General features: G+C 67.1%; 21 protein-coding genes. 15 read left to right on the top strand and 6 right to left on the bottom strand.

The genetic code is table 11. From position 1 onward, the window contains the following. Positions 1-417: MMPL family transporter (locus ON45_RS07500; protein ID WP_241432171.1), on the top strand; the 417-nt coding region annotated here is incomplete at its 5' end. Between the two features lie 3 nt (positions 418-420). Here ON45_RS07500 and ON45_RS07495 read toward each other — a convergent pair. Continuing rightward, positions 421-1,836 carry a sugar porter family MFS transporter gene (locus ON45_RS07495; RefSeq protein WP_083914573.1) on the bottom strand — a complete coding sequence of 472 codons (1,416 nt, stop codon included), beginning with the start codon at positions 1,834-1,836 and terminating at the stop codon, positions 421-423. A gap of 129 nt (positions 1,837-1,965) precedes the next feature. Here ON45_RS07495 and treY point away from each other — a divergent pair, with 129 nt between their 5' ends. After that, a complete protein-coding gene (gene treY, locus ON45_RS07490; RefSeq protein WP_051062691.1) occupies positions 1,966-4,338 on the top strand; it encodes a malto-oligosyltrehalose synthase in 2,373 nt (790 codons plus the stop codon). An 18-nt stretch (positions 4,339-4,356) separates the two neighbouring features. On the opposite strand, the gene treZ is transcribed toward treY, so the two are convergent. Together treZ and glgX are read right to left on the bottom strand one after the other, a co-directional pair. Then, positions 4,357-6,171 carry a malto-oligosyltrehalose trehalohydrolase gene (gene treZ, locus ON45_RS07485; protein ID WP_051062690.1) on the bottom strand — a complete coding sequence of 605 codons (1,815 nt, stop codon included), beginning with the start codon at positions 6,169-6,171 and terminating at the stop codon, positions 4,357-4,359. Next, positions 6,168-8,309: a glycogen debranching protein GlgX gene (glgX, locus tag ON45_RS07480; protein ID WP_051062689.1), complete on the bottom strand. Its 2,142-nt coding sequence runs from the start codon at positions 8,307-8,309 to the stop codon at positions 6,168-6,170. The genes treZ and glgX overlap by 4 nt, the downstream gene beginning before the upstream one ends. 141 nt (positions 8,310-8,450) lie before the next feature. Here glgX and ON45_RS07475 point away from each other — a divergent pair, with 141 nt between their 5' ends. Both ON45_RS07475 and ON45_RS07470 read left to right on the top strand, forming a co-directional pair. Next, positions 8,451-9,881, top strand: coding sequence for a DHA2 family efflux MFS transporter permease subunit (locus ON45_RS07475; RefSeq protein WP_051062688.1), 1,431 nt, complete (start codon positions 8,451-8,453; stop codon positions 9,879-9,881). 9 nt (positions 9,882-9,890) lie between these two features. Next, a complete protein-coding gene (locus ON45_RS07470; protein WP_040493017.1) occupies positions 9,891-10,331 on the top strand; it encodes a winged helix-turn-helix transcriptional regulator in 441 nt (146 codons plus the stop codon). Positions 10,332-10,392: 61 nt separating this feature from the next. Here ON45_RS07470 and ON45_RS07465 read toward each other — a convergent pair whose 3' ends face one another. The 3 genes from ON45_RS07465 to ON45_RS21240 form a co-directional block, all read right to left on the bottom strand. Further along, positions 10,393-10,797 (bottom strand): RidA family protein, encoded by a 405-nt coding sequence (locus ON45_RS07465; protein WP_040493016.1) that lies wholly within the window; start codon positions 10,795-10,797, stop codon positions 10,393-10,395. 34 nt (positions 10,798-10,831) lie between these two features. Beyond that, positions 10,832-10,999 carry a hypothetical protein gene (locus tag ON45_RS23015; RefSeq protein ID WP_158412275.1) on the bottom strand — a complete coding sequence of 56 codons (168 nt, stop codon included), beginning with the start codon at positions 10,997-10,999 and terminating at the stop codon, positions 10,832-10,834. Between the two features lie 81 nt (positions 11,000-11,080). Next, positions 11,081-14,368, bottom strand: a complete 3,288-nt coding sequence (locus ON45_RS21240; protein ID WP_148288569.1) for an ExeM/NucH family extracellular endonuclease — start codon at positions 14,366-14,368, stop codon at positions 11,081-11,083. Positions 14,369-14,622: 254 nt separating this feature from the next. Between ON45_RS21240 and ON45_RS07455 the strand changes: the two genes are divergently transcribed. From ON45_RS07455 to ON45_RS07405, 11 genes are all read left to right on the top strand, one after another. Further along, the gene (locus tag ON45_RS07455; RefSeq protein WP_040493015.1) at positions 14,623-14,910 is read left to right on the top strand and encodes a Dabb family protein; all 288 of its coding nucleotides are present in this window, start codon (positions 14,623-14,625) and stop codon (positions 14,908-14,910) included. A gap of 54 nt (positions 14,911-14,964) precedes the next feature. Then, positions 14,965-16,662, top strand: coding sequence for a sensor histidine kinase (locus ON45_RS21235; protein WP_083914571.1), 1,698 nt, complete (start codon positions 14,965-14,967; stop codon positions 16,660-16,662). Then, positions 16,659-17,285 (top strand): response regulator, encoded by a 627-nt coding sequence (locus ON45_RS07445; RefSeq protein ID WP_040493014.1) that lies wholly within the window; start codon positions 16,659-16,661, stop codon positions 17,283-17,285. The genes ON45_RS21235 and ON45_RS07445 overlap by 4 nt, the downstream gene beginning before the upstream one ends. Before the next feature lie 111 nt (positions 17,286-17,396). Beyond that, a complete protein-coding gene (locus tag ON45_RS07440; RefSeq protein ID WP_051062685.1) occupies positions 17,397-18,506 on the top strand; it encodes a branched-chain amino acid ABC transporter permease in 1,110 nt (369 codons plus the stop codon). Continuing rightward, positions 18,503-19,570 (top strand): branched-chain amino acid ABC transporter permease, encoded by a 1,068-nt coding sequence (locus ON45_RS07435; RefSeq protein WP_051062684.1) that lies wholly within the window; start codon positions 18,503-18,505, stop codon positions 19,568-19,570. Before ON45_RS07440 ends, ON45_RS07435 begins: the two co-directional genes overlap by 4 nt. 61 nt (positions 19,571-19,631) lie before the next feature. Continuing rightward, positions 19,632-21,233 (top strand): ABC transporter substrate-binding protein, encoded by a 1,602-nt coding sequence (locus ON45_RS07430; RefSeq protein ID WP_040493013.1) that lies wholly within the window; start codon positions 19,632-19,634, stop codon positions 21,231-21,233. 30 nt (positions 21,234-21,263) lie between these two features. Then, positions 21,264-22,043, top strand: coding sequence for an ABC transporter ATP-binding protein (locus ON45_RS07425; protein WP_051062683.1), 780 nt, complete (start codon positions 21,264-21,266; stop codon positions 22,041-22,043). Further along, entirely contained in the window at positions 22,043-22,753 is a 711-nt protein-coding gene (locus tag ON45_RS07420; RefSeq protein ID WP_040493012.1) for an ABC transporter ATP-binding protein, read from the top strand. The genes ON45_RS07425 and ON45_RS07420 overlap by 1 nt, the downstream gene beginning before the upstream one ends. Before the next feature lie 20 nt (positions 22,754-22,773). Beyond that, complete coding sequence (locus ON45_RS07415; protein ID WP_040493011.1) at positions 22,774-23,985, top strand: Gfo/Idh/MocA family protein; 1,212 nt, start codon at positions 22,774-22,776, stop codon at positions 23,983-23,985. Next, entirely contained in the window at positions 23,982-25,226 is a 1,245-nt protein-coding gene (locus ON45_RS21230; protein WP_051062682.1) for a sugar phosphate isomerase/epimerase family protein, read from the top strand. Before ON45_RS07415 ends, ON45_RS21230 begins: the two co-directional genes overlap by 4 nt. A 4-nt stretch (positions 25,227-25,230) precedes the next feature. Beyond that, positions 25,231-25,977: apurinic/apyrimidinic endonuclease family protein (locus ON45_RS07405; protein ID WP_040493010.1), on the top strand; the 747-nt coding region annotated here is incomplete at its 3' end.

Genomic DNA, 25,977 nt, shown 5'->3' with positions numbered 1-25,977 from the left:
TCGATGGACTACGAGGTGTTCCTGCTCTCCCGCGTGAAGGAGGAGTACGACCGGACCGGCGACGCCGTGAACTCGGTGGCCGACGGCCTCGCCGCGACGGCCCGGGTGATCACCGCGGCGGCCGCGATCATGGTGGTGGTCTTCGGCAGTTTCGTGCTCGAGGACAACCGGATCATCAAGATGTTCGGCGTCGGCCTGGCGAGTGCGGTCTTCCTCGACGCGACGCTGGTGCGCATGCTGTTGGTCCCCGCCACGATGGAATTGCTCGGCGAGAAGAACTGGTGGCTCCCGAAGTGGCTCGATCGGATCCTGCCGAGCCTCAACGTCGAAGGCCCGGGTGGAGACCACGAGGTGGCGGATGCGCCGTCGAGCGACACCGAACCCGACGACCGCGAGCTCGTCGACCTGGGATCCTGACCCTCAGGTCGTCGACTCGTCGGAGAACATCGCGCTGACCTCTTCGAGCGTCTTGCCCTTCGTCTCCGGCACCATCCGGGCGACCCAGAGCATCGAGATCACGGTGAAGAACGCCAGGAGGCCGAAGGTGGCCGAGTGGCCGATCCCGTCGAGCAGGATCGGGAACAGCAGCGTCAGCACGAACGCCGCGCCCCAGTTGACGGCGGTGGCGACCGACATCCCCTTGGCGCGCACCTGGTTCGGGAAGACCTCGGAGATGATCGTCCACACGACCGGACCGAGCGAGAACGCGAACGATGCGATGAACACCACCATCGAGATCAGCGCGAGCGACCCGGGAATCGAGTGGGTGTCGCCGGGCGTCGTCTCGTAGAGGAACGTGATCGTCAGTCCGGCCAGTCCGGCGAGCATTCCGGTCATCCCGGCGATGAGCAGCGGTCGGCGTCCGAGGCGGTCGACGAACGCCAAAGCGATGAACGTGGCCAGCACGTTCACCAGGCCGACCGCGATGAGTGAGGCTCCGGCCTGTGCCGACGCGGTCTCGAAGCCCGCCTCCGCGAGGATCTCGTTCGAGTAGTAGATGACCGCGTTGATCCCGGTGATCTGCTGGATGATCGCCAGGCCGACGGCGACGATCAGCGCCTTGCGCGCGCCACCGATGAGGAGGTCACTCCACTCGGCCGAGGGCTGGTCCTGCAGGTCGGCTTCGATGGCGGCGAGTTGCCCCTCGACCTCGGCCGCTCCACGCACCTTGCGGATCGACTCGGCGGCATCGTCACGGCGGCCGACCGAGATCAGCCAGCGTGCGCTGTGCGGAACCGGGTACGCAGCGAGCAGGAGCAGCACACCGGTCGCGGCTCCGAGTCCGACCATCAGTCGCCAGGTTCCGTCCTCGCTCAGGCCGTAGTCGACGAACTGTGCGACGAAGATGCCGATGGTGATCGCGAGTTGGTACCCGGAGACGTACCGACCGCGCAGCTTGGCCGGTGCCGACTCGGCGACGAACATCGGCGCCGCGACCGACGCGATGCCGACGCCGGCGCCGATGATGAAGCGCCCGGCGATGAGCACGACGACGCTGGGAGCGATTGCCTGCACGATGCTGCCGAACACCAGCAGATACGCCGCGAAGATCAGCGCCTTCTTCCGGCTCCACCGGTCGGCGAGCCCGCCACCGAACAGCGCACCGACGAGCGCGCCGATGGTGACCCAACTGGTGATCATCCCCTCGACGAAGCTGCCGAACCCGAACTCGTCCTGCATGAACGAGATCGCGCCACCGATGACGCCCTGGTCGTACCCGAACGCCAACCCCGACGTGATGCTGACCGCGCCGACCAGCGTGGCCCAGAGTGGCCATCGTCCGAAGATGAGCTGTTGGGTCTCGACCCCCTCGATCACATCCGAATCCTGCGACATCTGTCCCCCTCGTCGACGTACCGCTGGCGTCGTGACCGTAGCCGACCTCGCACATTCGTCCCGGCACGAGGTTCCCGATCGGACGGAACTCCCTGTGGTGCTCGTTCGCGAAGTGTGTGATCGTGTCTCGTGGCCACCGACCGACGCCTCGCCCCCACGGCCTCGTACCGCCTGCAGTTGACGCCGGAGTTCGGCTTCGACGAAGCACGGGCGCAGCTGGACACCATCGCTTCGTTGGGGGTGTCCCACCTGTATCTCTCCCCGATCGCGCAGGCCGTGCCGTCGAGTCTCCACGGCTACGACGTCACCGACCACTCGACCGTCCGTCGCGAGTTCGGCGGCGATTCCGCGCTCGAACGGCTGCTCGACGCCGCCGCCGATCGCGCGATGGGCGTGATCATCGACCATGTCCCCAACCACGTCTCCGTCGAGCGCGCCGAATTCAAGGATCCCTGGTGGACGATGCTGCGCGACGGACCGACCTCCGAGGCCGCCCGTTGGTTCGACGTCGATTGGGAGTACGGCGGCCGACGGGTGATCATCCCGCGGCTCGGCTCCACGCTCGATGAGGTGCTCGCCGCCGATGGGATCGAGATCGGGGTGGGCGATCGCGGTCCCGAGCTCCGATACGGGCCACTGCGGTTCCCCCTCGCGCCCGGAACCGAGAGCCTGCCGGTGCATGAGGCGGTGCACCGTCAGCACTACACGCTGCAGTGGTGGCGGGATCCCGCGCGCAACGTGCGCCGGTTCTTCACGATCGACGACCTGGTCGCGGTTCGTGTCGAGCACGACGACGTGGCCGCCCGGGTCGACACGATTCCTCGTCGGCTGGTCGACCATGCGGCGTTTGCCGGTGTGCGCGTCGATCACGTCGACGGGCTCGCGGACCCGACCGGGTACCTCGCCGGCCTGCGTGACGCCATCGGGGATCGATTGCTCTTCGTCGAGAAGATCCTCGGACCCGCCGAAACGCTGCCGCGGTCGTGGCCGGTGGAGGGAACGACCGGATACGAGAACATCACCGCGGTCGAGCATGCGCTCGTGGACCCGTCGGCGGAGCAGCCGTTGACCGCGCTGTGGGAATCGTGGGTCGACGACATCGACTTCCACACGCTCGAGGACACCGCCCGGCGCGAGGTGCTCGGCGACGGCCTGGCTCCCGACCTCGATCGACTCGTGCGCGAGATCACCGACGGGGCCGTGGACGTTGCCGAGGTGCGGTCGGCGCGGGAGGTCGTCGTCGAGATGACCGTGGCGCTCGACCGGTATCGCACCTACCTCCCGGGTGATGCGGCATCTCGGCCGGAGCTCGAGCGGGCCGTGTCACACGCGCGCGAGCAGTGCCCGTCCGCAGCGGTCGACCGGGTCGTCGACGTGCTCGCCGGATCGGTTCTGGAGCGCTGGCAACAGTTGACCGGACCGGTCATGGCGAAGGGCGCCGAGGACCGTGCCTTCTATCGGTACCTGCCCCTGGCGTCGTTCAGCGAGGTCGGCGGTTCTCCGGGACGTTTCGCGGTCCCGCTTGCCGACTTCCATCGGTTCCAGGCGGACCGGCAACGCCGTGCTCCGGAGGGGATGGTCGCCGCGACGACGCACGACACGAAGCGCTCCCAGGGTGTCCGCGCCCGGTCGCTCGCGCTGGCAGCGCGGGCGCCGCGGTGGGTCACCGTCGTCTCGGAGTGGGCTGTGGGCCGCAGCGCGTTGCTCGACGGAATCGACCGTCGGCTCGTGCTGCTCGCACTGCAGACCGCGGTGACCGCTCGGCCGCTGACCGCCGAGCGGCTGAGCGACTACCTCGTCAAGTCGGCCCGGGAGGCCGACCAGGTGACGAGCTGGACCGAGCCCGACTCGCACGTCGAGAGCGCGCTCGGGGCGCTCGCGACTGCGCTGGTGGCCGAATCGAACGATCCCGCCTCTCCGTTGGCCGAGTTCGCGTCAGCCGTCGAGGCGCACGGCGCGTCCATCGATCTCGCACTGCTCGCCGTGCAGTTGACGAGTCCGGGATTCGCCGACCTGTATCAGGGTTCACCCGCCGGCCTGTTCTCGCTCGTCGACCCCGACAACCGCCATCCGCCCGACTGGGGTGGCCTCCACGAGCTGGTCGAGCTGGCGCCGACGTCCGATGTCGCAACCGCGATGGGATCCGGCCGCGTCGACCTGGCGCGGGTGATCCTGACCCAGCGCATCCTCCGTCTCCGGGCACGACGTCCGGAGGCGTTCGGCGCGGACGCGAGCTACACCGAGGTCGTGGTATCGGGACCGGGTGCGACCGACGTGCTCGCGTACGTGCGGTCCGATGCGGAGGGACCGGTCGTTCTGGTCGTCACCACGCGTGCACTCGGCGAGCCGGTGGACGGCGCGTCGATCACGGTGGCGACCCCCGCCGGCACGTGGGGCAGCCTCCTGCACGACGATGCACCGGTGCTCGCGACCGACACCGTCCGCCTCGCTGATCTCCTCGGCGACCTCGGTCTCGCGGTCCTCGAACGCACCGACCGCTGACGTCCTGCCGGCGGAGGCTCAGCGACGGAGGCGGAGGCGAGCGGCCCACGGCGCGATGGTCGCGTCGTCCTCCCGGGCGGAGTCGGCGGCGATCGTGCCTCCACCGCTCGTGGGATCGGCAGCTTCCTGGCCCCCGAAGTTGAGCAGCAGCACGCTGCTCGTGTCGCCGAGACGGCGTTCGATTTGCAGGAGATCGCCGTCCAGGCGGACGTCATGGTCCGCGGCGGGGTCGGTCAGCACCGGGTGGGTGCGGCGGAGCGCGATGAGTTCCGTGTACCAGGCGAGCAGCTCGCGGTGCGCACCGGCGTCGGCGAGCGACGGATCGAGCACGGCGGCCGCGTACGTGTCCGGCGATGCCGGATCGGCGACCTCGCCGGACCAGTCGGTCCCGGAGAACTCCTCGCGGCGACCGGCGCGCACCATCTCCACGATCGCGGGGTCGCCGTGGTCGATGAAGTAGGGGAACGGAGCGCGCTCGCCGTACTCCTCGCCCATGAACAGCAGCGGGGTGAACGGCGACAACAGCGTGGCTGCGGCGGCCAGTCGGAGGCGGGGATCGGCCGGTCCGGCCCCGTGCAGCATTCGCTCGCCACGGGGCGTGTTGCCGACGTGATCGTGGTTCTGCGCGAACACGACGAAGCGACGATGGTCGACGTCGTTCGCTGGCGCGCCGTGCCGACGTCCGAACGTCACCGAGTGTCGGCCGTGGTAGACGAACCGCTCCGCCCAGGCCTCGGCGATGTCGGCGGAGCCGGAGTACGCGACGTAGTACTCGTGCTGTTCCCCCGTGAGCGCGACTCGCAGCGCGTGGTGATAGTCGTCGTTCCAGGCGGCGTCGCACTCCCAGCCGCCATCAGCGGCGGAGCGGACCAGCCGCGGATCGTTCGACGAACTCTCCACGGTGATGAGCACGGTTCGCCCGAGGTCGTCGGCCGCGGAGTGGACCGCACGCGTCAGCTCCTCCACGAAGGGACTCGCGGTCGGGTCGACGATCGCGTGGACGGCATCGAGACGCAGCCCGTCGAGGTGGAAGTCGGTGATCCAGCCGACCGCGTTCTCGATGAAGTAGCGCCGAACAGAATCGCTGTGCCGACCGGACACGTTGACCGCCCCACCCCACGGCGTCGAGTACTCGTCGGTCAGATACGGCCCGTAGCGGGGGAGCACGTTCCCCTCGGGACCGAGGTGGTTGTAGACGACGTCGAGGATCACGGCGAGACCGCGCCCGTGCGCGGCGTCGACCAGCCGGGCGAGCCCGTCGGGACCGCCGTACGACACCTGCGTCGCGAACGGGAAGACACCGTCGTATCCCCAGTTGCGTTCGCCGGGGAACGCTGCGACGGGCATGATCTCGAGCGTCGTGACACCCAGCGCGACGAGACGGTCCAGTTGACCGATCGCGGACTCGAAGGTCCCCTCGGGCGTGAAGGTGCCGACGTGGAGTTCGTAGAGCACGGTGTCGGCGAGCGCCACGCCCGTCCAGTCGTCGTCGGTCCATGCGAACCCCGTCGTGTCGACGACTTCGGACGGGCCATGGACACCGTCGGGCTGCGAGCGCGACGCCGGGTCGGGGAGGGAGTCGCCTCCGTCGAGGCGATAGCGGTACCGATCGCCGGCGCCCACTCCATCGACCTCGACGATCCAGGTGGCCGCAGCGGACGTCGGATCCTCTCCCGACGTGCGGTGCTCGAGGTCGACCGCCCGATCGTCACGTCCCTCCCGCTCGATGACGACCTCGACCCGGTGGGCACCGGGAGCCCAGACCTCGAACCGCGTGCCCTCCTCCATCGGTGTCGCACCGAGACGAGGCGTCGGGTCGAGGGACCGACTCACGTGTTCGACCCGGTGGCGCGCCGAGCCTGCGAGCGTTTCGCCGGCGGTTGCGTCGAGCGCAGCACCAGCATCGAGCGTTCGACGAGATGCAGCTCGTCACCGGCCTTGACCGCCGCCTTGCGGCGGAGGCCGACGCGTGGATCGGCGGTGTCGAGATCGACGGTCCAGCGTCGCCCCCACTCGGGTCCCGGAATCGTCCACGTCAAGGCGTCGGCTCCGGCGTTGAACAACAGCAGGAACGTGTCGTCGACGACCTTCTCGCCGTAGGCGTCGGGTGTCGGGATCGACTTGCCGTTGACGAACACACCCACGGCGCGTGCGTAGCCCGTGGCCCAGTCGTCGTCGGTCATCTCGCCACCGTCCGGGCGGAACCAGGCGAGATCCTCGATGCCGCGAATGCGGCGGCCCTGGAACCAGCGGCGACGTCGGAACACCGGGTGCGCCATCCGGAACGCGATGACGCGTTGGCACCAGCGGACGAAGTCGTCGTCCACGTCGTCCCACGGATACCACGACAACTCGTTGTCCTGGCAGTAGACGTTGTTGTTGCCGTGATGCGTCTGGCCGAGTTCGTCGCCGCCGACGATCATCGGTACGCCCTGCGACAGCATCAGCGTGGTCATCAGGTTGCGTCGTTGACGGTCTCGGAGCGAACGGATCGCGGGGTCGTCGGTCGGACCTTCGACGCCGTGATTCCACGAACGGTTGTGCGACTCGCCGTCGTGACCGTCCTCGAGATTCGCGTCGTTGTGCTTCTCGTTGTAGGAGACGAGGTCGGTCAGGGTGAAGCCGTCGTGCGCGGTGACGAAGTTGATCGACGCGGTCGGTCGGCGCGTGTCGGCTTCGTACAGGTCGGAGCTGCCGGTGAAGCGTGAACCGAACTCGGCCAGCGTCGATGGTTCACCGCGCCAGAAGTCGCGGATCGTGTCCCGGTACTGACCGTTCCACTCCGACCACTGCGGAGGGAAGTTGCCGACCTGATAGCCGCCCTCGCCCACGTCCCACGGCTCGGCGATCAACTTCACCTGGGAGATCACGGGGTCCTGCTGGACCAGGTCGAAGAACGCCGACAGCCGATCGACCTCGTGCAGTTCGCGGGCGAGGGTCGAGGCGAGGTCGAAGCGGAAGCCGTCGACGTGCATCTCGAGCACCCAGTAGCGCAGGCTGTCCATGATCAACTGCAACACGTGCGGGTGGCGCATGTTGAGGCTGTTCCCCGTGCCCGTGAAGTCCAGGTAGTACTGCGGGTCGTCGTCGACGAGTCGGTAGTAGGCCTGGTTGTCGATCCCGCGCATCGACAGTGTCGGCCCGAAGTGGTTGCCCTCGGCGGTGTGGTTGTAGACGACGTCGAGCAGCACCTCGATCCCGGCAGCGTGGAGCGACTTGACCATCGTCTTGAACTCCTGGATCTGGCCGAGCGCCGCCGACGACGTGTACTCGTTGTGCGGTGTGAGGAACGCGATCGAGTTGTAGCCCCAGTAGTTGCGCAGGCCCTTCTCGACGAGGTGGTGGTCCTGGACGAACTGGTGGACCGGCATCAGTTCGATTGCCGTGATCCCGAGGTCGTGGAGGTGCGCGATCACGGCCGGGTGAGCGATTCCGGCGTAGGTGCCACGCAGCGGCTCGGGCACGGCGGGATGGGTCATCGTCAGGCCCCGGACATGCGCTTCGTAGATCACCGTCTCGTGGAGTGGGACCTCCGGCGGACGATCGTTCCCCCAGTCGAAGAAGGGGTCGCCGACGACGGCTTTCCACACGTGCGGTGCGCTGTCGTCGGTGTTCGGTTGGAGCGGGTCGTCGAACTGGTAGCCGAAGCACGCCTCGTCCCAGTCGATCCGACCGTCGATCGCTTTGGCGTACGGGTCGAGCAGGAGCTTCGACGGGTTGCACCACAGGCCGCGCGCGGGATCCCATGGTCCGTGAACCCGATAGCCGTACTGCTGGCCTGGTCGAACGTCGGGAAGGTACGTGTGCCAGATGTGGCCGTCGACCTCGGTGAGTTCGATCCGCTCCTCGTCGTCCGGGTCGGTGCCGTGGAGACACAACTCGACTCCGTCGGCGACGCTCGAGAAGATCGAGAAGTTCGTTCCCGAACCGTCGTAGGTGCCGCCCAGTGGGAACGGCTGACCGACCCACATCCGGCGCGATGTGTCAGGGGTTCCGGGAGCCACCTCCAGATCATGCCCGCTTCCGTTGCCGCCGCGGGCGCGAAAGCGCGCAGCGTGACGATCGTCCAGTCAGTTGCATGATAAGACGGACCTGTGCAAAGGTGTCCCGCCATGACCACGCTTCCCGTCGACACGGCGATCCCCCCGGATGACTCCGAACCGTTGCGACACGCTCGGCGCACGCTGTTGATCTCGGCGCTCGCGACGCTCGCCACGTTTCTGGACACGACGATCCTGTTCGTTGCGTTTCCCGACATCGTCGAAACCTTCTCCGGCGCCGGAGCATCCGAGCTGTCGTGGGTCCTGAACGGCTACACGATCGTGTTCGCCGCGCTGCTCGTCCCTGCCGGCAAGCTCGCCGACCGGCAGGGACACAAGCGCGCGTTCCTCCTCGGCTCGACGGTCTTCACGGTCGCGTCGATGTTCTGTGGCATCGCGACGTCGGTGGAGTTGTTGATCGGCTTCCGACTGCTCCAGGCGGCCGGTGCCGCGATCCTCATCCCATCGTCGTTGGCGCTGATCATGCGCGCGTTCCCCCGCGAGAGGATTCCGCAGGCGGTCGCGATCTGGGGTGCGGCCGGCGCCGTGGCCGGGGCGCTCGGTCCGACGTTCGGTGCCGGAATCGTCGAGGCGCTCGGATGGCGTTGGGCGTTCTTCATCAACCTGCCGGTCGGGGTGTTCACCGTCGTTGCAGGTCGCCGGCATCTTCACGAATCGAGCGACCCGGAAACCCGCGTTCCGTCGGTCCTCGGAGTGGTGCTGATCGCGTCGGCGGCCGCGGTCACCTCGTACGCCGTGGTCGAATCCGACCGGTTCGGCTGGGGATCGGCCCGAACCGGGATCGTCCTCGCCGTCGGCGTCACCCTCTTCGCAGCGTTCATCCTTCAGCAACGGCGAACCTCCGCACCCGCGCTCGACCTGGAACTCTTCCGCATCGGGAACTTCTCGTGGGGCAACCTCTCCGCGTTCGCGTTCGGGCTTGCCTTCTCGGCGATGTTCTTCGGCTCGATTCTCTTCCTCACCCAGGTGTGGGGTTGGTCGATCCTGAAGGCCGGCTTCGGTGTGGCCCCGGGTCCCGCGCTCGTCGCCCTGCTCGCTCCGCGTTTCGGAAAATGGGCAGGACAGATCGGCCAACGCCCGTTCCTCCTCGTCGGCGGCTTGTTCTACGCGGCGGGTGGCCTGCATCGCGTGGTCTTCCTCGATGCCGACGTCGCCTACCTCACGACCTACCTCCCCTCGATGCTCCTCACGGGCATCGGTGTCGCCTGCTGCCTTCCACAGCTCTCGAGCCTCATCGCCCAAGCCCTGCCGGCGAACCGGATCGGCGTCGGAGGGGCGGTGCTGCAGGCCGTGCGTCAGTTCGGGGGAACGTTCGGCGTTGCCTTGACGGTGGCGATGCTCGGCGCGCCGTCGGGCCTCACCGATGCACTCATCGGATTCGATCGGGTCTGGACCGTGATCATCGTGGGCGGACTCGCGACCACGTTGCTGGCGATCCCGCTGCGTACTCGTCCGACGTTGCCGTCAGGGGCCTCGGCGTAAGCTGTCGACATGCGCCGGGCCAGCTTCGCGGACATGCATTGTTCGGTCGCGAGGGCACTCGATGTCGTGGGCGATCCGTGGACGTTGCTCGTGATGCGTGACCTGTTTCGCGGACACCACCGGTTCGAAGAGTTCCACAACAGCCTCGGCATCGCCCGCAACACCCTCACGTCGCGGCTGAACACGCTGGTCGCGGAGGGTGTCGTGGAGCGGCGCGAGTATCAGGCTCGCCCGCCGCGATTCGAGTACCACCTGACCACCAAGGGTCGGGCATTCAACGGGGTGGTGATCGCCCTCATGAAGTGGGGCGACGAGTGGTCCGGTTTCGACGAACCGCCGGTTCACCTGATCGACGACGACACGGGGAAGCCGATCGATCCCGTGCTCGTCGACCGCCGGACCGGAACCCCGCTCACCGAACTCCGTGTGCGGACGGTCGCGTCCGACTGAGCGGAAGGCGACGAACCTCGACCTCGGTCGACCGGGACCGGAGCGGCGTTCTGGGAGCGCCTCAGTCGGCTGGGGTCACGGCGACCGCTTCGATCTCGATCAGTGACTCGTCGAGGAACAGCGACTGCACCCCCACGAGAGTGATCGGGACGAGCGGCATCGGGGTGCGTTTCCCGGCGGCTCCGAGTCCGGCGAACAGTTCGGCCTGCATCGACTCCCGCCAGCCGACCACGTACACGGTCAGCTTCGCCACGTCGTCGATCGAGACACCGACGCCCTCGATCGCGTCGATCAGATTGACGAGCGCCCGTTCGGTCTGCGCGGCGAGCCCGACGGGATGGTTGCCGTCGGCGTCCGCCCCGATCTGTCCGGCGAAATGGACGACTCGGCCGGGAGCGGCGATCGAAGCGTGGGAGTACCCAGCAGGCTCCGGAAGGCGGTCGGAATTGCGCAACTCGATCGACATGCCGTCACCGTAGATCGGCAGCGACGGGTCCGGCTCAGGCAGCGTCGTCGAACCGTTCGGAATCAGCACGCGGGACGGCGATGAGCGGCTCCTCCGGCTGCCCGCACCAGACGGGCGGGATGACGCCGGTCGGGTCGACCCAACCGTTGGTCATGATGAAGTCACCCATGTAGCCGAGTGTGGTCCGGCACCAGGATCGCATGTGTCCAGTGTGAGCTGGGCAGATGGCGGCCGGTTGGCGCGAGGACGTCGTTGCGGCGAACGTCGGGTGAACTCGCGGTTGCTATGCCTCGCAGCCGACTTCGATCTCGCCGGCGGTGCATGTGTCGGTGCCGCGGCCCGCCAGGAGGATGTCGATGCCGGCTCCGCCGTCGATGGCGTCGTCGCCCGAACCGGTGACGATCAGGTCGTTGCCGGCGCCACCGAACACGGTGTCGTCGCCCGAGCCGGTGATGATCACGTCACGTCCGTCCGCACCGCAGATCACGTCGTTGCCGCCGAGGCCGAGAATCCTGTCGTTGCCCCCGAGCGCGACGATCACGTCGTCACCGCGGGTTCCGAGCAGGTGGTCACGGCCGTCGGTCCCGAGGATCGTGGCCACCTGGCCGTTGCAGAGCGTGTCCGGGTCGACCAGGTCGAGCCCGACGATCACCGGGTCGTGATCGGAGGATCGATACGCCCCCGTGTCGTCGATGGGGAGCGCGCTGGACTCTCGCTGGAACGCCTGCTCGTTGGGGTCCCGGATGTCGTCGTTGTAGTCGAGGAGGCTGATCTCGTCGGCGTTGATCGACCATGCGGTCGCACCGGTGACCTTGTCGATCATCGACGCGTTCGCGAGCGCATGGTCGAGATAGCCGAGCTGACCGTCGAAGACGTAGGTGTAGGCGTCCTCGCCGATCTGCTGCGCCAAGAGGTCGGTGTACCCCGCGTCGGTCAGCGCGGTGATGGGATCCTCCATCGCGTAGGCGTTGAGGTCGCCGATGATCAGCGCGTCGTCCGAGCCGCTGTTGGTCGGATCGGTCGCCAGATAGTCGGCGAGTGCGTTTGCCGCATCGGTCCGGGTCTGATTGCAGTTGGCCTGGCCGTCGTTCAGGTCGGGATCGCCGAGGTCGTTGCAGTCCGATCCCTTCGACTTGAGGTGATTGACCGCCACGTTGAACCGCGCACCGGTCGCGGCGTCCTCGAACGTCTGGATGAGGGCCGGACGGTTCTTGTCGTCGATGAACGCCGGGTCGACGGAACTGTCGAGGATCGCGAAGTCTCCGACGACGCTGACCGTCGAGGGCTTGAAGATCAGCGCGACCTTGATCGCATCGCCACCGATCGTTCCGGTGTCGACGTAGTCGTAGGTGTCCGCGCCGAGCACCGCGTTGAGCGCGCCGACCAGGTCGGCAACCGCTGCGCCTTCGTCGTTCTCGATCTCGATCAGGCCGACGATGTCGGAGTCCATCGTCGCCAGCGCGCTCACGATCTTGGCGCGCTGAAGGTCAAGTTCGGCCTGCGAGTTGGCTCCACGGCAATCGAGATCGTTGGGTCCGCAGCTCGTACCGGGAACGTCGAGGGTCGTGAAGTAGTTGAGGACGTTGAAGCTCGCGACCTGGAGCGATCCTCCGACATCCTCCGGAGCGGTGGTGCGCTGGTTGTCGGAGTCGAAGTCGATGGCCTCCGCACTGGGCCGGATCCGCCACGCGTCGGTGCCGGGCTGGCCGGCGAACGACCAGTGCATCACCCCGACGAGATCGGTGACCGAATCGCCGCCGCGGAAGTAGTTGGTCGTCGAGAGACCGGGCTGCGGGTAGGGATACGGCTCGTTGTCCTGCGGGCCCTCGGTACGATCGTTCTGATCGTTGTTGTCGTCGTCGAGGACGATCCGCCGTGCCGCCAGGTCGTCGAGGAAGGCCGCGTATCCGGCGACGCTCGGCGCGTTGGCGTCGGTGAACTGGTCCGGTCGCTCGTTGACGGTCAGGACGACCTCGCCGTAGCGGGCGAGGTTGAAGTACTCGCTCACGACGAGCTTGTCGGGCACCGTGATGCGCATTCCCTCGACGTTCTCGAACGTCTCCTCGGCGTTGGTCGCACCAGCGGCCGGCAGCGAGATGGCGACCGGGGAGGAGAGCGCGTGGCCCGAGCTGTCGATCGTGGCGGTGCCGGAACCGAAGCCGATGCCGATCTGACTCATGCCGAAGTACTCCTCGGCAGCACCCACCACGGTCACGAGATCACCGATGGCCAGCCCGGTCGGGCAGTTGCCTCGGCAGAAGACGAAGATGGCTTCCGATGTGGCGGCGTCGCCGTCGCTGTCGACGTCCTCCTCTTGGATGAAGAATCCGTCGAGCGCGTCGTCGTCCTCGAAGAGTGACGTGACGATGCCCTGGACCTCGAAGCGGTCGGTGCTCGTGACGGCGGGCCCGCTGCCCTGGATCTCGCTGATCAGAGCCGGCGTCGCGGTCGGGTCCGGTGGCTCCTCGACGGTGAACTCCACGGAGTCGATCCGCCAGCTCGCCGCGGACTCGCCCGAGGTGTAGTGGAAAGCGAAGTACGCGTTGGTGCCGGTGATCGCCGACAGATCGATCGGGCCGGAGTCGACGTACTGACCGGAGCCCTCGGGGGAGTAGTTGATGCCGCTCAGCGCCGCCCATGTCGCGGTCGTCGGATCGCCCGCGCCGTCGTAGTCGGTGGACACGAGCACCTCGAGTTGCGGGTAGTTCGCAGCGGTGAAGTTCGTGTAGTTGCGGAAGTTCAGCGTCTCGTCGTCCTGGGCGTCCATGTTCAGCGCCGGAGTGATCAACCATTCGTCAGCGGCGGCGTCGTCGCCGAATCCGTTCACGTCGGCATTGCTGAACTGGGCGCTGCAGGTCCAGGTGTTGGCCTGGTCGGTGTCGACGCTGACGACCTCCCAGCCGGTCGCGGCGCAGTCGTCGTTGTCGAATCCCTCGATGAACGGGAACGGCCGGCCGTCGGTTCCGCCAGGACCGCCCGGGCCGAAGGTCTGTCCGGCGTTCGCGGCGCCCGGGCTCTCGGGTGCCGGGCCGGTCCACGCGAAGTCGACAGCGGTCGAGCCGGTGCCGACGAGTTGCAGCGACTCACCGACCGGCGTGCTGCTCGGCTGGGAGACGCCGATGTCGGTGCTCATCTCGCCGGCGGCAGGCCCGTTGGTCGCCGCGAACGAACCCTCGTAGCTGAGGAACTGGACGACCGTTCCTCCGTCGAGGAGCGCGATTCCGTCGGGGCTGCCGTTCTGGAGCCCGGGGACGAACTCGACGGCGAAGCCGTATCCGTCGACGGAGTCGGCCAGGGTTCCGCTGAGTGCGATGGGTGTGCCCGTGGTGCCGCCGCCGTTGCCGTTGTACTGCTGAAGGCTCCATCCGGTCAGGTCGGTCCCCGCCGGTCCGGCGACTTCGACGAACTCGCCGGTGTCGGTTCCGATGTTGTCGTAGTGGATCTCGTTGATGAACACCGTCGATGCGCCGCCGGGAACGGCGGCCGCAGGTGTCACGGCGGTGAGCAATCCGGCGAGCACGGTCACGCAGCTGAGGAGTGCGAGGCGAGTGCGGTGGCGACGTGTGGTCATGGCGTCCTTTCGAGCGGCGACGATCGCCACTCTGGTGCCGCGTGACCTGACCGGTCGGATCCGTCATGTCACGCTGTGTCGGGGAACACCGCCGAACATAGTCGGGCGATCGGACGGGGAGTGACGGGTGCGTGACCGACGGTCGACAATCCGATGACGAGGGTGTGAACTGATGGTCGAACTCGCGAACGATGACGCGGCTTGACCTGGGCCGGGTGGAGCGGCGACACTCCTGCATCGGAATGGGGGATTCCATGATTCAGCACACGGTCGCACTTCGGCTCGATCCCGCGGCGGACATCGACGCGTTCTGGACGCGGGTCGACGCGCTCCGGGAGATCCCGGGCGTCATCGACTTCACCGTGCTGCGACAGGTGGGAACGAAGAACGACTTCACGCACGCCCTCTCGATGTACTTCGCGTCGCAGGACGACTACGACGCGTACGACAACCATCCGGTCCACGTCGCCTTCGTCGAGCAGACGTGGATCCCGAATGTCGCCGACTTCGTCGAACTCGACTATGTGGTCGCCGAGGACTGACCTCAGGATCCCGGCGACCGATGTGAGTCGTCGGCGTCGTCGAAAGGCGCGGCCATGAGTTCGACGACCCCGTCGACGCCCGCGTCGAATCGGTCGAATGAGGTGCGCGACATGTACGCCGCGCTGCTCCAGGGGGAGTTGTCCGGTGAGGAGGCGCTCGCCGCCAGCGAGCAGATGCTCAAGATCCTGATGGACTCGATGAGCAACGCGGTGTTCTGGAAGGACCTCAATTCACAGTTCGTCGGCTGCAACCAGGCGTTCTCGGATTTCGCCGGGTTCGAGCCGGCGCTGCTGCTCGGCAAGAGCGACCGCGACATGCCGTGGGCAGACGACAACGAGTTCAGTTCCGACTGGTTCATCGACTGGGACAAGGCGGTGATGGAGAGCGGGGAGCCGCGCTTCGGCATCCTCGAGCGGCTCCGTCGGGCTGATGGCGTGGTCACGTGGATCGAGACGAACAAGGTGCCCCTACGCGACCTCAACGGCGAAGTGATCGGACTGCTCGGTGCCTTCAAGGACGTCACCGATGTGCACCTCGCCCAGGAGGAGCTGAAGCGAACGCTCGACGATCTCGACGCCCGTGTCCAACGTCGAACCGCCGAGATCGAGCGTGCGAACGAGGCGCTGCGACGCGAGGTCGACGACCGCATCCGCTCACAGGCCCAGGAGCGCCAGCAGCGCACGTACGCGGAGACGCTGCGCGACACCGCGGCGTCGATGTCGCAGACGTTCGATCTGGAGTCGGTCACCGAGCAGGCGCTGGGTGGTGTGGAGCGCCTCGTCTCGAACGACCTCGCGGCGATCCTGCTCGCAACCGCGGAGGGCACGCTCGACCTGAGCCGCCATCTGGCCGGCTTCGGCTACCTCGATGTCGAGATCGAAGCCGACGCCGTGTCGTTGGAGGAGCTCACCGTCGTGCAACGGCTCGCGGGCGAGGCCGGCCCGGTGATCATCGACCATCCGCCGAGCGCACTGGGTCCCGCGCGCTGCGTGCTCGGTGCGCGGATGCGCGTCGCGGATCAGCTCGTCGGCTACCTGATCGTCGAGAGCGCCACGCCCGGCTTCTACAACGCCGACCACGCCGAACGGCTGGCCGCCGTTGCCGACCAGGCCGGCGCAGTGCTGTCGAACGCCCGACTCGCGCAGCGCGTGTCCGAACTGGCTGCGGCCGAGGAACGCCAACGGCTCGCCCGTGACCTCCACGACGCGGTCAACCAGTCGTTGTGGACCGCGGCACTGAGTGCCGAGTCGCTGTTGAACGACATCGAGGAAGGCTCCGACATGCACCAGCGTGTCGACCGACTCAGACAGCTGACGCGTGGAGCGCTGTCCGAGATGCGCGAGCTGCTGCTCGAGTTGCGTCCGGCCGAACTGGCCGAGGTGCAGCTGCGCGACCTCATCGAACACCTGGTGAACGCGCTCGAGGGTCGACGACGCATCGACGTGACCGTCGATCTGCAAGGCGTCAAGCTCGAACCGGCGGTCAACATCGCGCTCTACCGGATCGCGCAGCAGGCATTGAGCAACATGGCGCAGCACTCCAATGCCACCGCGCTCGACGTCCGTCTGCACACCGGCCCGCCGGTCGTTCTCCGCGTCGCCGACAACGGTGACGGGTTCGACGAGAACGAGGTGCCGAGCGGCCACCTCGGGCTGCAGATCATGCGGGAACGTGCCGAAGCGATCGGCGCGGAACTCGTCATCGAGAGCGGCGACGACGGAACCACCGTCACCGTCACGGTGGCTCCGTGACCGAGGCGAACGCCCGCCGTGTGCTCGTCGTCGACGATCACGACCTCCTGCGGGAAGGTGTCGCGTCCGTCCTCGCGAGTTTCTCCGATCTCGATCTCGTCGGCGAAGCACACAGCGGCGAAGCCGCGATCGAAGCCGTCGACCGGCTCGACCCGCACGTCGTCGTGATGGATCTGGTGATGCCGGGAATGGGCGGCATCGAGGCGATCCGTCGCCTCCGAGCTGCGCATCCGACGCTGGGCATCCTTGCGTTGTCGAGTTTCTCCGACGGCGCCCGCGTGCGGGAGGCGATCGAGGCGGGTGCCACGGGCTACTTGATCAAGTCGGTCGATGCCGAGTCGCTCGCCCAGGCGGTGCGCAGCGCGGCGGAAGGCACGGCCACGTTCTCGCCCGAGGTGACGCTCGCGCTCGTCGGTGGACTCCCGTCGAGCAGTCTCTCGACGCTCACCTCGCGGGAACTCGAGATCGCCGAACTGTTGGCGTCGGGCATGACCAACGCGCAGATCGCCGAGACGCTCTTCCTCAGCGTCTTCACCGTGAAGAACCACGTCAGCAGCATCCTGATGAAGCTCGGCGTGCGCACACGCACCGAAGCCGCCGCGATGCTGCTCCAACGCGACTGACCGGGCACTAGTTCTTTCGGCCCCCCTCCAACGCGCCGGTCGGATTGGGCCTGGTGCCTCTGTTGCCGGCGTCGCCCACCTCTCTACCTTGCTCGTGGGGGTATTGGGGACGTGACAGACACCACACAAGCGGGCGCGAGCAAGATCAAGCTCGGCCTGTTCGACATGACACCGCGCCAAGTCGTGCTGATGCGACGGGTGCCCGTCGTCGTCGTCTCGGTACTCGTCGGATTCGCGGCGATCTGGGTGCTCTTCCTCGCGGACCGGTCGTGGACGACCGACACGTCGGCCGGCTCCGCGATCGCCGAACCGGGTGAATTCCTCGTCACCTTCCTCGACGGCCTCACCTTCGCGGGGCTGTTGTTCGTCGTCGCCAGCGGCTTCACGCTGATCTTCGGCCTGATGCGCACGGTCAACATGGCCCACGGCGCGTTCTTCCTGTTCGCCGCGTACATCGCCATCTCGGTCCAGCAGAAGATGGTCGGCAAGTCCCGCAACATCGAATCGTCCGACGTGAGCATGCTCGACTGGTTCGTGCCGCTGCTCGTCGGTGCGACCGTCGCTGCCGTGGTCGGGGTGTTGATGCAGCAGTTCTTCCTCCGGTGGAACCAGGGTCAGGACCTGCGCCAGGCGATCATCACGATCGCCGTCACGGTGATCCTCGCCGACCAGATGCTGTTCCAGTACGGCGGCCTGGCCAAGACGATGACGTGGCCGGGCGACGTGGTCCACTTCTTCGAGATCTTCGGTCAGCGGTACGCATCGAGCCGACTGTTCATGTTCGCGATCTCGCTCGTGGTCGCCGTCGCACTCTGGGTGTGGTTGAACCGGACCCGGATGGGCATGGTGATCCGCGCCGGAGTCGACGACCAGGAGATGGTGCGGGCGCTCGGCATCAACATCACCCTCGTGTTCGGGATCACGTTCTTCGTCGGCTCGTTCCTGGCCGGGATGGGCGGGGTGATGGGCGCCTCGTTCTCGGGCGTCGCCCTCGGCACCGACGGCCAGTGGCTGCTCAACTCGCTGATCGTCGTGATCATCGGCGGACTCGGCTCGATCAAGGGTGCCGTCGCCGGCTCCCTGCTCTACGGGATGGTGACCGCTTTCTCGCCGGCCTACCTGCCGTCGGACTACACGTTCTATTCGATCATCTTCACCTTCGTGATCCTGGCGGTCGTGCTCGCCGTGCGACCCAACGGCCTGTTCGGGAGGACGGAATGATGCCGACCAACAGCCGCTCACTCGCCGTCGCGATCGCGTTCGTCGCGCTCGTCCTGCTCCCGCTGATCGGCAGCGACTTCTTCGTCGACTTCGTGATGACGCGCACCCTGATGCTCGGCCTCGCCGCATCGACGATCGTCTTCCTCTCCGCATACGGCGGCATGGACTCGTTGGCGCAATGGTTGATCTTCGGAGTCGTCGGATTCGCGATCGGCAACCTGGTCGCGGAGAGCGGACGCGGTCTGAAGTTCGGGTGGGAGCCCTGGCTCGCGGTACCCGTCGCGCTCGCCGTGGCGACGTTGCTCGCGCTGGTCCTGGGGGTCCTGTCGGCACGCTCGACCGGGATCTACTTCCTGATGCTCACGCTCACGTACGCCGTGATCGGGTTCTACTTCTTCGGCCAGGTCACCACCTTCTCCGGCTTCGGCGGCATGACCGGCATCGACCCGCCCGACTTCTTCAACGGCGAGCCGAGGCGGCTGTACTACGCGGCGCTGATCCTGTCGGCGCTCGCGTACGTCGCGTTCCGAGCGATCGCCCGCACGCCGTTCGGGATGGCGCTCCAGGGCGTCCGCGACGATCCGGTCCGGATGGAGTCGCTCGGGTTCAACGTGCAGGTCCACCGGACGCTCGCCTTCACGCTGGCGGGGTTCGTGGCCGGTCTGGCCGGGGTGCTCAACATCTGGTGGAACGGCCAGATCGACCCCACGTCCATCGGGATCAACCCGACGCTCGATCTGTTCATCATCGCCGTGATCGGTGGCATCGTGCACCTCGAAGGGGCGTGGCTCGGGGCGTTCGTCTTCCTCGGGGCGAACATCTACCTGCGCGACATCCCGGTGATCGGAAACATCGGCGGTGTCATCCACGACCGGATCCTCGCCGAGGAGCGGTTCAACACCGTCGTCGGCCTGATCCTCCTGGTCATCATGCTCACGTCACCCGATGGGCTGGCGGGAATGATCGCCCGACTGCGGGATCGACTGCGCGGCAGGACGCCCGATGACGAGGACCATCTCATCGACATCGGGTACCAACCCACTTCGAAAACGCAGCTCGGCTGATGGCCGACCGGAACGCCGGATCGCAATACCAAACAACAACACCAACATGGGGGAATATGTCATGAGAAGCACAACCACGAAGCGGGCGTTCAGCGCCCTGGTCGGCCTCGCGCTGGTCGCCACCGCATGCGGGAGCGACGACGACAGCAGCGACGGTGACGACGCCGAAGCGGAGGAGGCGGACGCCGAGACCGCGGCATCCGAGGCCGTCGACGACGCCGAGACCGCTGCGTCCGACGCTGTCGACGAAGCCGAGACCGAAGCTTCCGACGCTGTCGACGAAGCGGAGACCGATTCGACCGAGGCTTCCGGCGACGACTCCGGAGAAGCTGCCAGCGGTGACGGCGTCAGGCTCGGCATCCTCGCCGAGTGCGAAGGTCCCTTCGGTGGCTTCTACGAGGACAACGTGGCCGGCGCCACGTTGGCACTCGTCGAGGGCGCCGGCGCGACCGTCAACTCGACCACGACCGCCCTCGATGGCTTCGAAGGTGCCGAGGTTGCGGGCACCTCGATCGAACTCGTCGGCATCGGCTGCGGCGACGACACCCCGGACCGTGCGATCCAGGAGATCCGTACGTTGGTCGAGCAGAACGGCGCGAACGTCGTCATCGGCCCGCTCTCGGGCGACGAAGGAACCGCGGTGGCCAACTACGCGTTGGACAACCCCGAGGTGACCTTCATCAACGGCATCGCCGGTGCTCAGGAGACGACACTCCACGTGCAGGCTCCGAACTTCTTCCGCTACACCGGTGACGGCGCCCAGTGGAACGCAGGCATCGGTGACATCCTGGTGAACGAGGCCGGTTGGGAAACCGCTGCGGTGATCGCCGACGACTACGGCTTCGGCTGGACCTCGGCAGCCGGCTTCACCGCCGACTTCTGCGCCGCAGGTGGTGAGATCACCTCCCAGGTGTTCCCGCCGCTCGGCACGACCGACTACTCGTCGTTCGTCCAGCAGTTGCCGGATCCCGATGAGGTCGACGGCTACTTCTGGGTCGTCGGTGGTACCGGTACCAACGCCGCACTCGAAGCGTTCTTGAACGCCAAGGGTGACCTGACCGGTGACCAGCACGCAGGCAACCTGTTCTTCAGCCCGGCGCTCGCCGAGGCTCTCGGAACCGACATCGGTGGCGCCTACGTCGGCGGGTTCGCTTCGCTGCCCGGTGACATCCAGACGCCGGAGATCGAGGCCTACCTCGCCAGCGCCGACGAGACGTGGGAATCACTCGCCTCGGGCGCAGGTGGCGGCGAAGTCGGTCCTGCTTCGGTCGCGACCGGCTTCGGCTTCGGCTACGGCTACTACGCGGCCGGAACCGCACTCGTGGCGGCCCTCGAAGAGGTCGGTGGCGACATCAGCGACGGCCAAGCCGCGCTGCAGGAATCCCTCGCCGGTCTCGAGCTCGACCTGCCGTACGGGACCGTGACCCTGGACGAGAACAACCAGGCGATCGTCGACACCTTCGTCGCTCAGCTCGTCGTCAACGACGACGGCGAGGTCGTCCAGGAGACGAAGTACATCGTCCCCGGCGTCGACCAGACCTTCGGCGGTACCTACTCCAGCGAGACCGATCCGCCCGAGCGCGACAACACGCCGTGCGAGGAGAAGGATCTGCCCTGGCAGGGCAACGAGATCCCGGTCGTCGACGGAGTCCCCGAGAGCTGATCGGCTCTCGAGAAACCTGAGGCACAGACCATGACACCGAACGCCACCACGACGGCCGACCCGTCGGCACCTCCCCTCCTCCGACTGGAGTCGGTCGCGGTGGCGTTCGGGGGTCTGCTCGCTCTGGGCGGCATCGATCTCGATGTCGCCCAGGGCGAACGCCTCGCCGTGCTCGGGCCGAACGGAGCCGGCAAGACCACGTTGTTCAACGCGATCGCCGGTGACATCACCCCGACCAAGGGCAAGGTCACCATCAAGGGCGTCGACTGCACGGCGCTCCCCTCCCGTCTGCGGCCGCAACTCGGGGTTGCACGCACATATCAGAAGACCCGGTTGTTCGGCGGTCTGACCGTCGAGGACAACCTGTACCTCGCCCAAGCCGGCAAGCGCGGCCGGCACCTGGCGCTGCGTCGCAACAAGCTCGACGCCGAGATGCGCGTCCGGGCCCGGGAGGCCGGCCAGCAGGTGTGGCTCGGTGCGCAGCTCGACGAGAAGGTGCAGGACCTCTCACACGGCCAGCAGCGCCAGCTGGAGATCGGTGTCGCCCTCGTCACGGATCCTGACCTGATCATGCTCGACGAACCGGCCTCGGGGCTGTCCCGCGGTGAGCGCGAGCGATTGATCGACCTGCTCGAAGCGCTCCCACGCGAATCGACGCTGCTGCTCATCGAGCACGACATGGACGTCGCGCTCAAGGTGGCCGACCGCGTCGTGGTGATGGCCGACGGCGAGACGATCGCCATGGGCACGCCCGAGGAGATCCGGTCGAACGAACTCGTCCATGCGATCTACCTGGGAGAGGCGGGCTGATGGCCGACACTCTGCTCCACGTCGAGGGTCTCCGCGCCGGCTACGGCCATTCGATGATCCTCGAAGACCTGTCGTTCTCGATGGGCACCGAAGCCGTGTCGATCGTCGGTCGGAACGGGATGGGCAAGACGACGCTCTGCAAGACGTTGATGGGAATGCTCGTGCCGACGTCCGGCTCGATCACCTTCGACGGGACGCCGATCGACGGTCTCCCACCCGAGAAGATTGCGCGCCACGGGATCGCCTACATCCCGCAGGGACGACGCCTGTTCCCGTCGCTGTCCGTCGACGAACACCTCCAGATGTTCGCGAAGGGCACACGGGGAAAACGGTGGACTCCCGAGGCGGTGTACGAGCTGTTCCCGCGACTCGCCGAGCGCCGTGGCAACGGTGGTGCCGAGTTGTCCGGCGGCGAGCAACAGATGCTTGCCGTCGGCCGGGCGCTGCTGCTCAACGCGAAGCTCTACCTCATGGACGAGCCCTCCGAAGGGCTGGCGCCGACCATCGTCGACATCTTGATCAAGGCGGTGCACCACCTCATCGAGGAGGACAGCGCGGTGCTGATCGTCGAGCAGAACCTGCGTGCCGCCACCTCGATGGCCGAGCGCCAACTCGTCATGGTGTCGGGCCAGATCGAGCACGAAACCACCGCCGCAGAACTGCGCGACGACGCAGCGCTGCAGAAGCAATACCTCGGAGTCGACGCGTAGCGCGTCAGGAAGGACCGCCTGTGACCGAGCTCAACATCGCCCTCATCGGATCGAAGTTCATGGGCCGCGCCCATTCGAACGCGTGGCTCAACGTGGGCAAGTTCTTCGAAACCGATCCGCGCGCCGTCATGCACACCGTGTGCGGACGCAACGCCGAGGAACTCGAACAGTTCGCCGCCCAGTGGGGCTGGCAGAACGCATCGACCGACTGGGCGTCGACCGTTGCCGACCCGGCGATCGGTCTCGTCGACATCGGCACGCCCAACAACGTCCACGCCGAGCAGGCGATCGCCGCGCTCGAGGCGGGTCGACACGTTGCGTGCGAGAAGCCACTGGCCGGAACCCTGGCCGACGCCGAGCAGATGGCTCGAGCCGCCGCCGCGGCCGATGGCAAGACGTTCGTCTGGTACAACTACCGCCGCGTTCCCGCGGTGGCCCTGGCGCACCAACTGGTGCAGTCGGGTGCGCTCGGGCGGATCTACCACGCCCGGGCCTGCTACCTGCAGAGCTGGGGTGGCCCCGACACTCCGCTGCTCTGGCGGTTCCAGGGCGACGTCGCGGGGTCGGGTGCGCACGGAGACTTGAACGCGCACATCATCGACGCGGTCCGCTTCGTCACCGGCGAGGAGATCACCGTCGTCGAGGGCGCGATCGAGCACACCTTCATCGAAGAACGCGAGATCCTCGAGGCGGGTGCGGGCGGCGAGATCGCCGGTGCCGGAGCATCCACCGCCGGCGCGAAGGGTGAGAGCACGGTCGACGATGCCGTCGCGTTCCTCAGCCGGCTGAGCGGCGGTGGGATCGCCTCCTTCGAGGCCACTCGACTGGCGACCGGCTACCACAACGCCAATCGCTTCGAGATCCACGGAGAGCGCGGCGCACTGCGCTTCGACTTCGAGCGCATGAACGAACTCGACTTCTACGACGCGAGCGGCGACGGCCGCACCGCGGGGTGGACCACGATCGACGCGACTCGCGGCGGCGATGGTCATCCCTTCGCCGACGCGTGGTGGCCCGACAGCCACGGCCTCGGATACGAGCACAGCTTCGTGAACCAGGCCGCCGACATCCTGACCATGATCGGCGGCGGCGAGCCCGTCGTGCCGATGCCCGACTTCGCCGACGCGCTCCAGACCCAACGGGTGCTGCACGCGGCGATCGAGTCCGCACGCAACCGCGCGCCGGTCACCGTCTCGAACAGCAACTCCAGCACCTCAGGAGGAACATCATGAGCACCGCCCAACCCTTCGAGCCCGTCTACATGCCCGTTGGCGTGTTGACCGCTGCCCTGCAGGAGCTCACGCCGCGGGAGAAGCGCGACCCCGATCCCGACCTCGCGATCGAGGAGTGGCTGGAGTACGCCGCACAACTCGGCGCCGACAACATCGAACTCTCGGCTGCCCTGCATCCCGACGAATCGGACATCCCGGCCGAGGCGATGCTCGACCCGGTCGCGAACACGCTGGATCTCCGCGAGCCGTTCGACCAGGCTCGCGCCGATCGGGTTGCCGCGGCCGTGAAGGCGACCGGCGTCGAGATCGCCGACGTGGCGTACTTCGACAACCTCCTTCACCACGATCCGGCGACGCGCCAGAAGAAGGTCGACTTCATGCTGGCCACGATGGACGCTGCCGTGCTCATGGGTGCGCCGGCTGTGTGCGGCTTCGTCGGACGCGACCAGACGAAGTCGATGGATCAGAACCTGATCGAGTTCGAGAAGACCTTCGTCCCACTCTTGAAAGCGGCGAAGGATCGCGGCCTCGAATACCGGGTGGAACAGTGCCCGATGCCGGGGTGGACTCCGAGCGACAACTTCCACAACAACATCGGCTACGCGCCGGGAACGTGGATCGCACTCCATCAGATCTGCGAGCGCAACGGCGTCGGCGACCAGTTCCGGATCCACTACGACCCGAGCCACGCGATCCTGATGGGTCAGGACACGCGCTCGATCTTCCAGTACCTCAAGGACGAGGGCTACAACTTCCTGATCACCGGCATGCACGTGAAGGGTCAGGTCGTCGACTCGAAGGGCGTGTCCGGTTGGGGCTACGGCGGCCAGACCGTCAACCGCGGCGACTGGATCGACGGTGAGATCTCGTCGAACCCGGCCGATCAGGCCAACGCCTGGAAGATCCAGACCGTGCTCTGCGAGCACGAATTGCCCGGCACCGCACGTCACGATCCACTCGCCTACCTCCAGAACCGGACCGTCGACTGGCTCGACCATCAGCTCGCCGCTCGGGAACTCCTCGACATGGACTTCTCGACCACACCGCTGATCGTCGAGCACGAGTACGGACCCGCCCGGATCCAGGACAAGGACCTGCTCGCACCGATCCTCGAAGGTTCGATCTCGTTCACCCGCAACATCGATCGCGCCGCGGCCGACATGTTCGCGCTCCAGCATCAGGTGCTCGCCTCGCAGGACATTGCGATCCAGGGCGTCGGCCGCGAGTCGTATCGGAGCTGAGATCATGACGACCGACTTCTTCTCCGACGTGACCGGCCCGGTCGCGTTCGCGGGCGACGCGAGCGATGGCGAGTTCGCGTACACCGTCTACCACCCGGACCGGATGGTCGCTGGGCGACGGATGGAGGACCATCTCCGGATCGCGGTCTGCTACTGGCACAGCTTCAACTGGGCCGGCAACGACGTGTTCGGAGACGGCACCTTCGATCGTCCGTGGCTCGGTGACGTGGATGACCCGATCGCGGCCGCCGAGATGAAGCAGGACGCCGCCTTCGAGTTCTTCTCCAAACTGGGCACGCCCTTCTACTGCTTCCACGATGTCGACATGGCGCCACCGGGAGCCTCGCTCGCGGAGACCGAGAAGAACCTTGCGCACATGGTCGATCGGGCTGCGGGCAAACAGGAGGAGACCGGCGTCCGCCTGCTGTGGGGCACGGCGAACGTGTTCTCACATCCGCGCTTCGCTGCCGGAGCGGCGACCAACCCGAACCCCGAGATGTTCGCCTATGCCGCGGCGCAGGTGCGCAACGCATTGCGCGCCACCCACCAGCTCGGAGGTGAGAACTACGTGCTCTGGGGCGGGCGCGAGGGCTACGAGACCCTGCTGAACACCGACATGAAACGCGAGAACGACCAGCTCGCACGCTTCCTCCACCTCGTCGCGGAGTACAAGCACTCGATCGGCTTCACCGGCACGCTTCTGCTGGAACCCAAACCACAGGAGCCGACCAAGCACCAGTACGACTACGAC

Source organism: Ilumatobacter nonamiensis YM16-303, assembly GCF_000350145.1.
GTDB lineage: Bacteria > Actinomycetota > Acidimicrobiia > Acidimicrobiales > Ilumatobacteraceae > Ilumatobacter_A > Ilumatobacter_A nonamiensis.
Note: the sequence above shows the minus strand (reverse complement) of the source record. Positions and strands in the feature narration are given on the sequence as shown.

Excerpts from the sequence above, each read along its gene's own strand:
- ON45_RS07495 (WP_083914573.1), bottom strand. The coding sequence starts at position 1,836 with ATGTCGCAGGATTCGGATGTGATCGAGGGGGTCGAGACCCAACAGCTC.
- glgX (WP_051062689.1), bottom strand. The coding sequence starts at position 8,309 with ATGTGGGTCGGTCAGCCGTTCCCACTGGGCGGCACCTACGACGGTTCG.
- ON45_RS07475 (WP_051062688.1), top strand. The coding sequence starts at position 8,451 with ATGACCACGCTTCCCGTCGACACGGCGATCCCCCCGGATGACTCCGAA.
- ON45_RS07470 (WP_040493017.1), top strand. The coding sequence starts at position 9,891 with ATGCGCCGGGCCAGCTTCGCGGACATGCATTGTTCGGTCGCGAGGGCA.
- ON45_RS07465 (WP_040493016.1), bottom strand. The coding sequence starts at position 10,797 with ATGTCGATCGAGTTGCGCAATTCCGACCGCCTTCCGGAGCCTGCTGGG.
- ON45_RS23015 (WP_158412275.1), bottom strand. The coding sequence starts at position 10,999 with ATGCGATCCTGGTGCCGGACCACACTCGGCTACATGGGTGACTTCATC.
- ON45_RS21240 (WP_148288569.1), bottom strand. The coding sequence starts at position 14,368 with ATGACCACACGTCGCCACCGCACTCGCCTCGCACTCCTCAGCTGCGTG.
- ON45_RS07455 (WP_040493015.1), top strand. The coding sequence starts at position 14,623 with ATGATTCAGCACACGGTCGCACTTCGGCTCGATCCCGCGGCGGACATC.
- ON45_RS21235 (WP_083914571.1), top strand. The coding sequence starts at position 14,965 with ATGAGTTCGACGACCCCGTCGACGCCCGCGTCGAATCGGTCGAATGAG.
- ON45_RS07435 (WP_051062684.1), top strand. The coding sequence starts at position 18,503 with ATGATGCCGACCAACAGCCGCTCACTCGCCGTCGCGATCGCGTTCGTC.
- ON45_RS07430 (WP_040493013.1), top strand. The coding sequence starts at position 19,632 with ATGAGAAGCACAACCACGAAGCGGGCGTTCAGCGCCCTGGTCGGCCTC.
- ON45_RS07425 (WP_051062683.1), top strand. The coding sequence starts at position 21,264 with ATGACACCGAACGCCACCACGACGGCCGACCCGTCGGCACCTCCCCTC.
- ON45_RS07420 (WP_040493012.1), top strand. The coding sequence starts at position 22,043 with ATGGCCGACACTCTGCTCCACGTCGAGGGTCTCCGCGCCGGCTACGGC.
- ON45_RS21230 (WP_051062682.1), top strand. The coding sequence starts at position 23,982 with ATGAGCACCGCCCAACCCTTCGAGCCCGTCTACATGCCCGTTGGCGTG.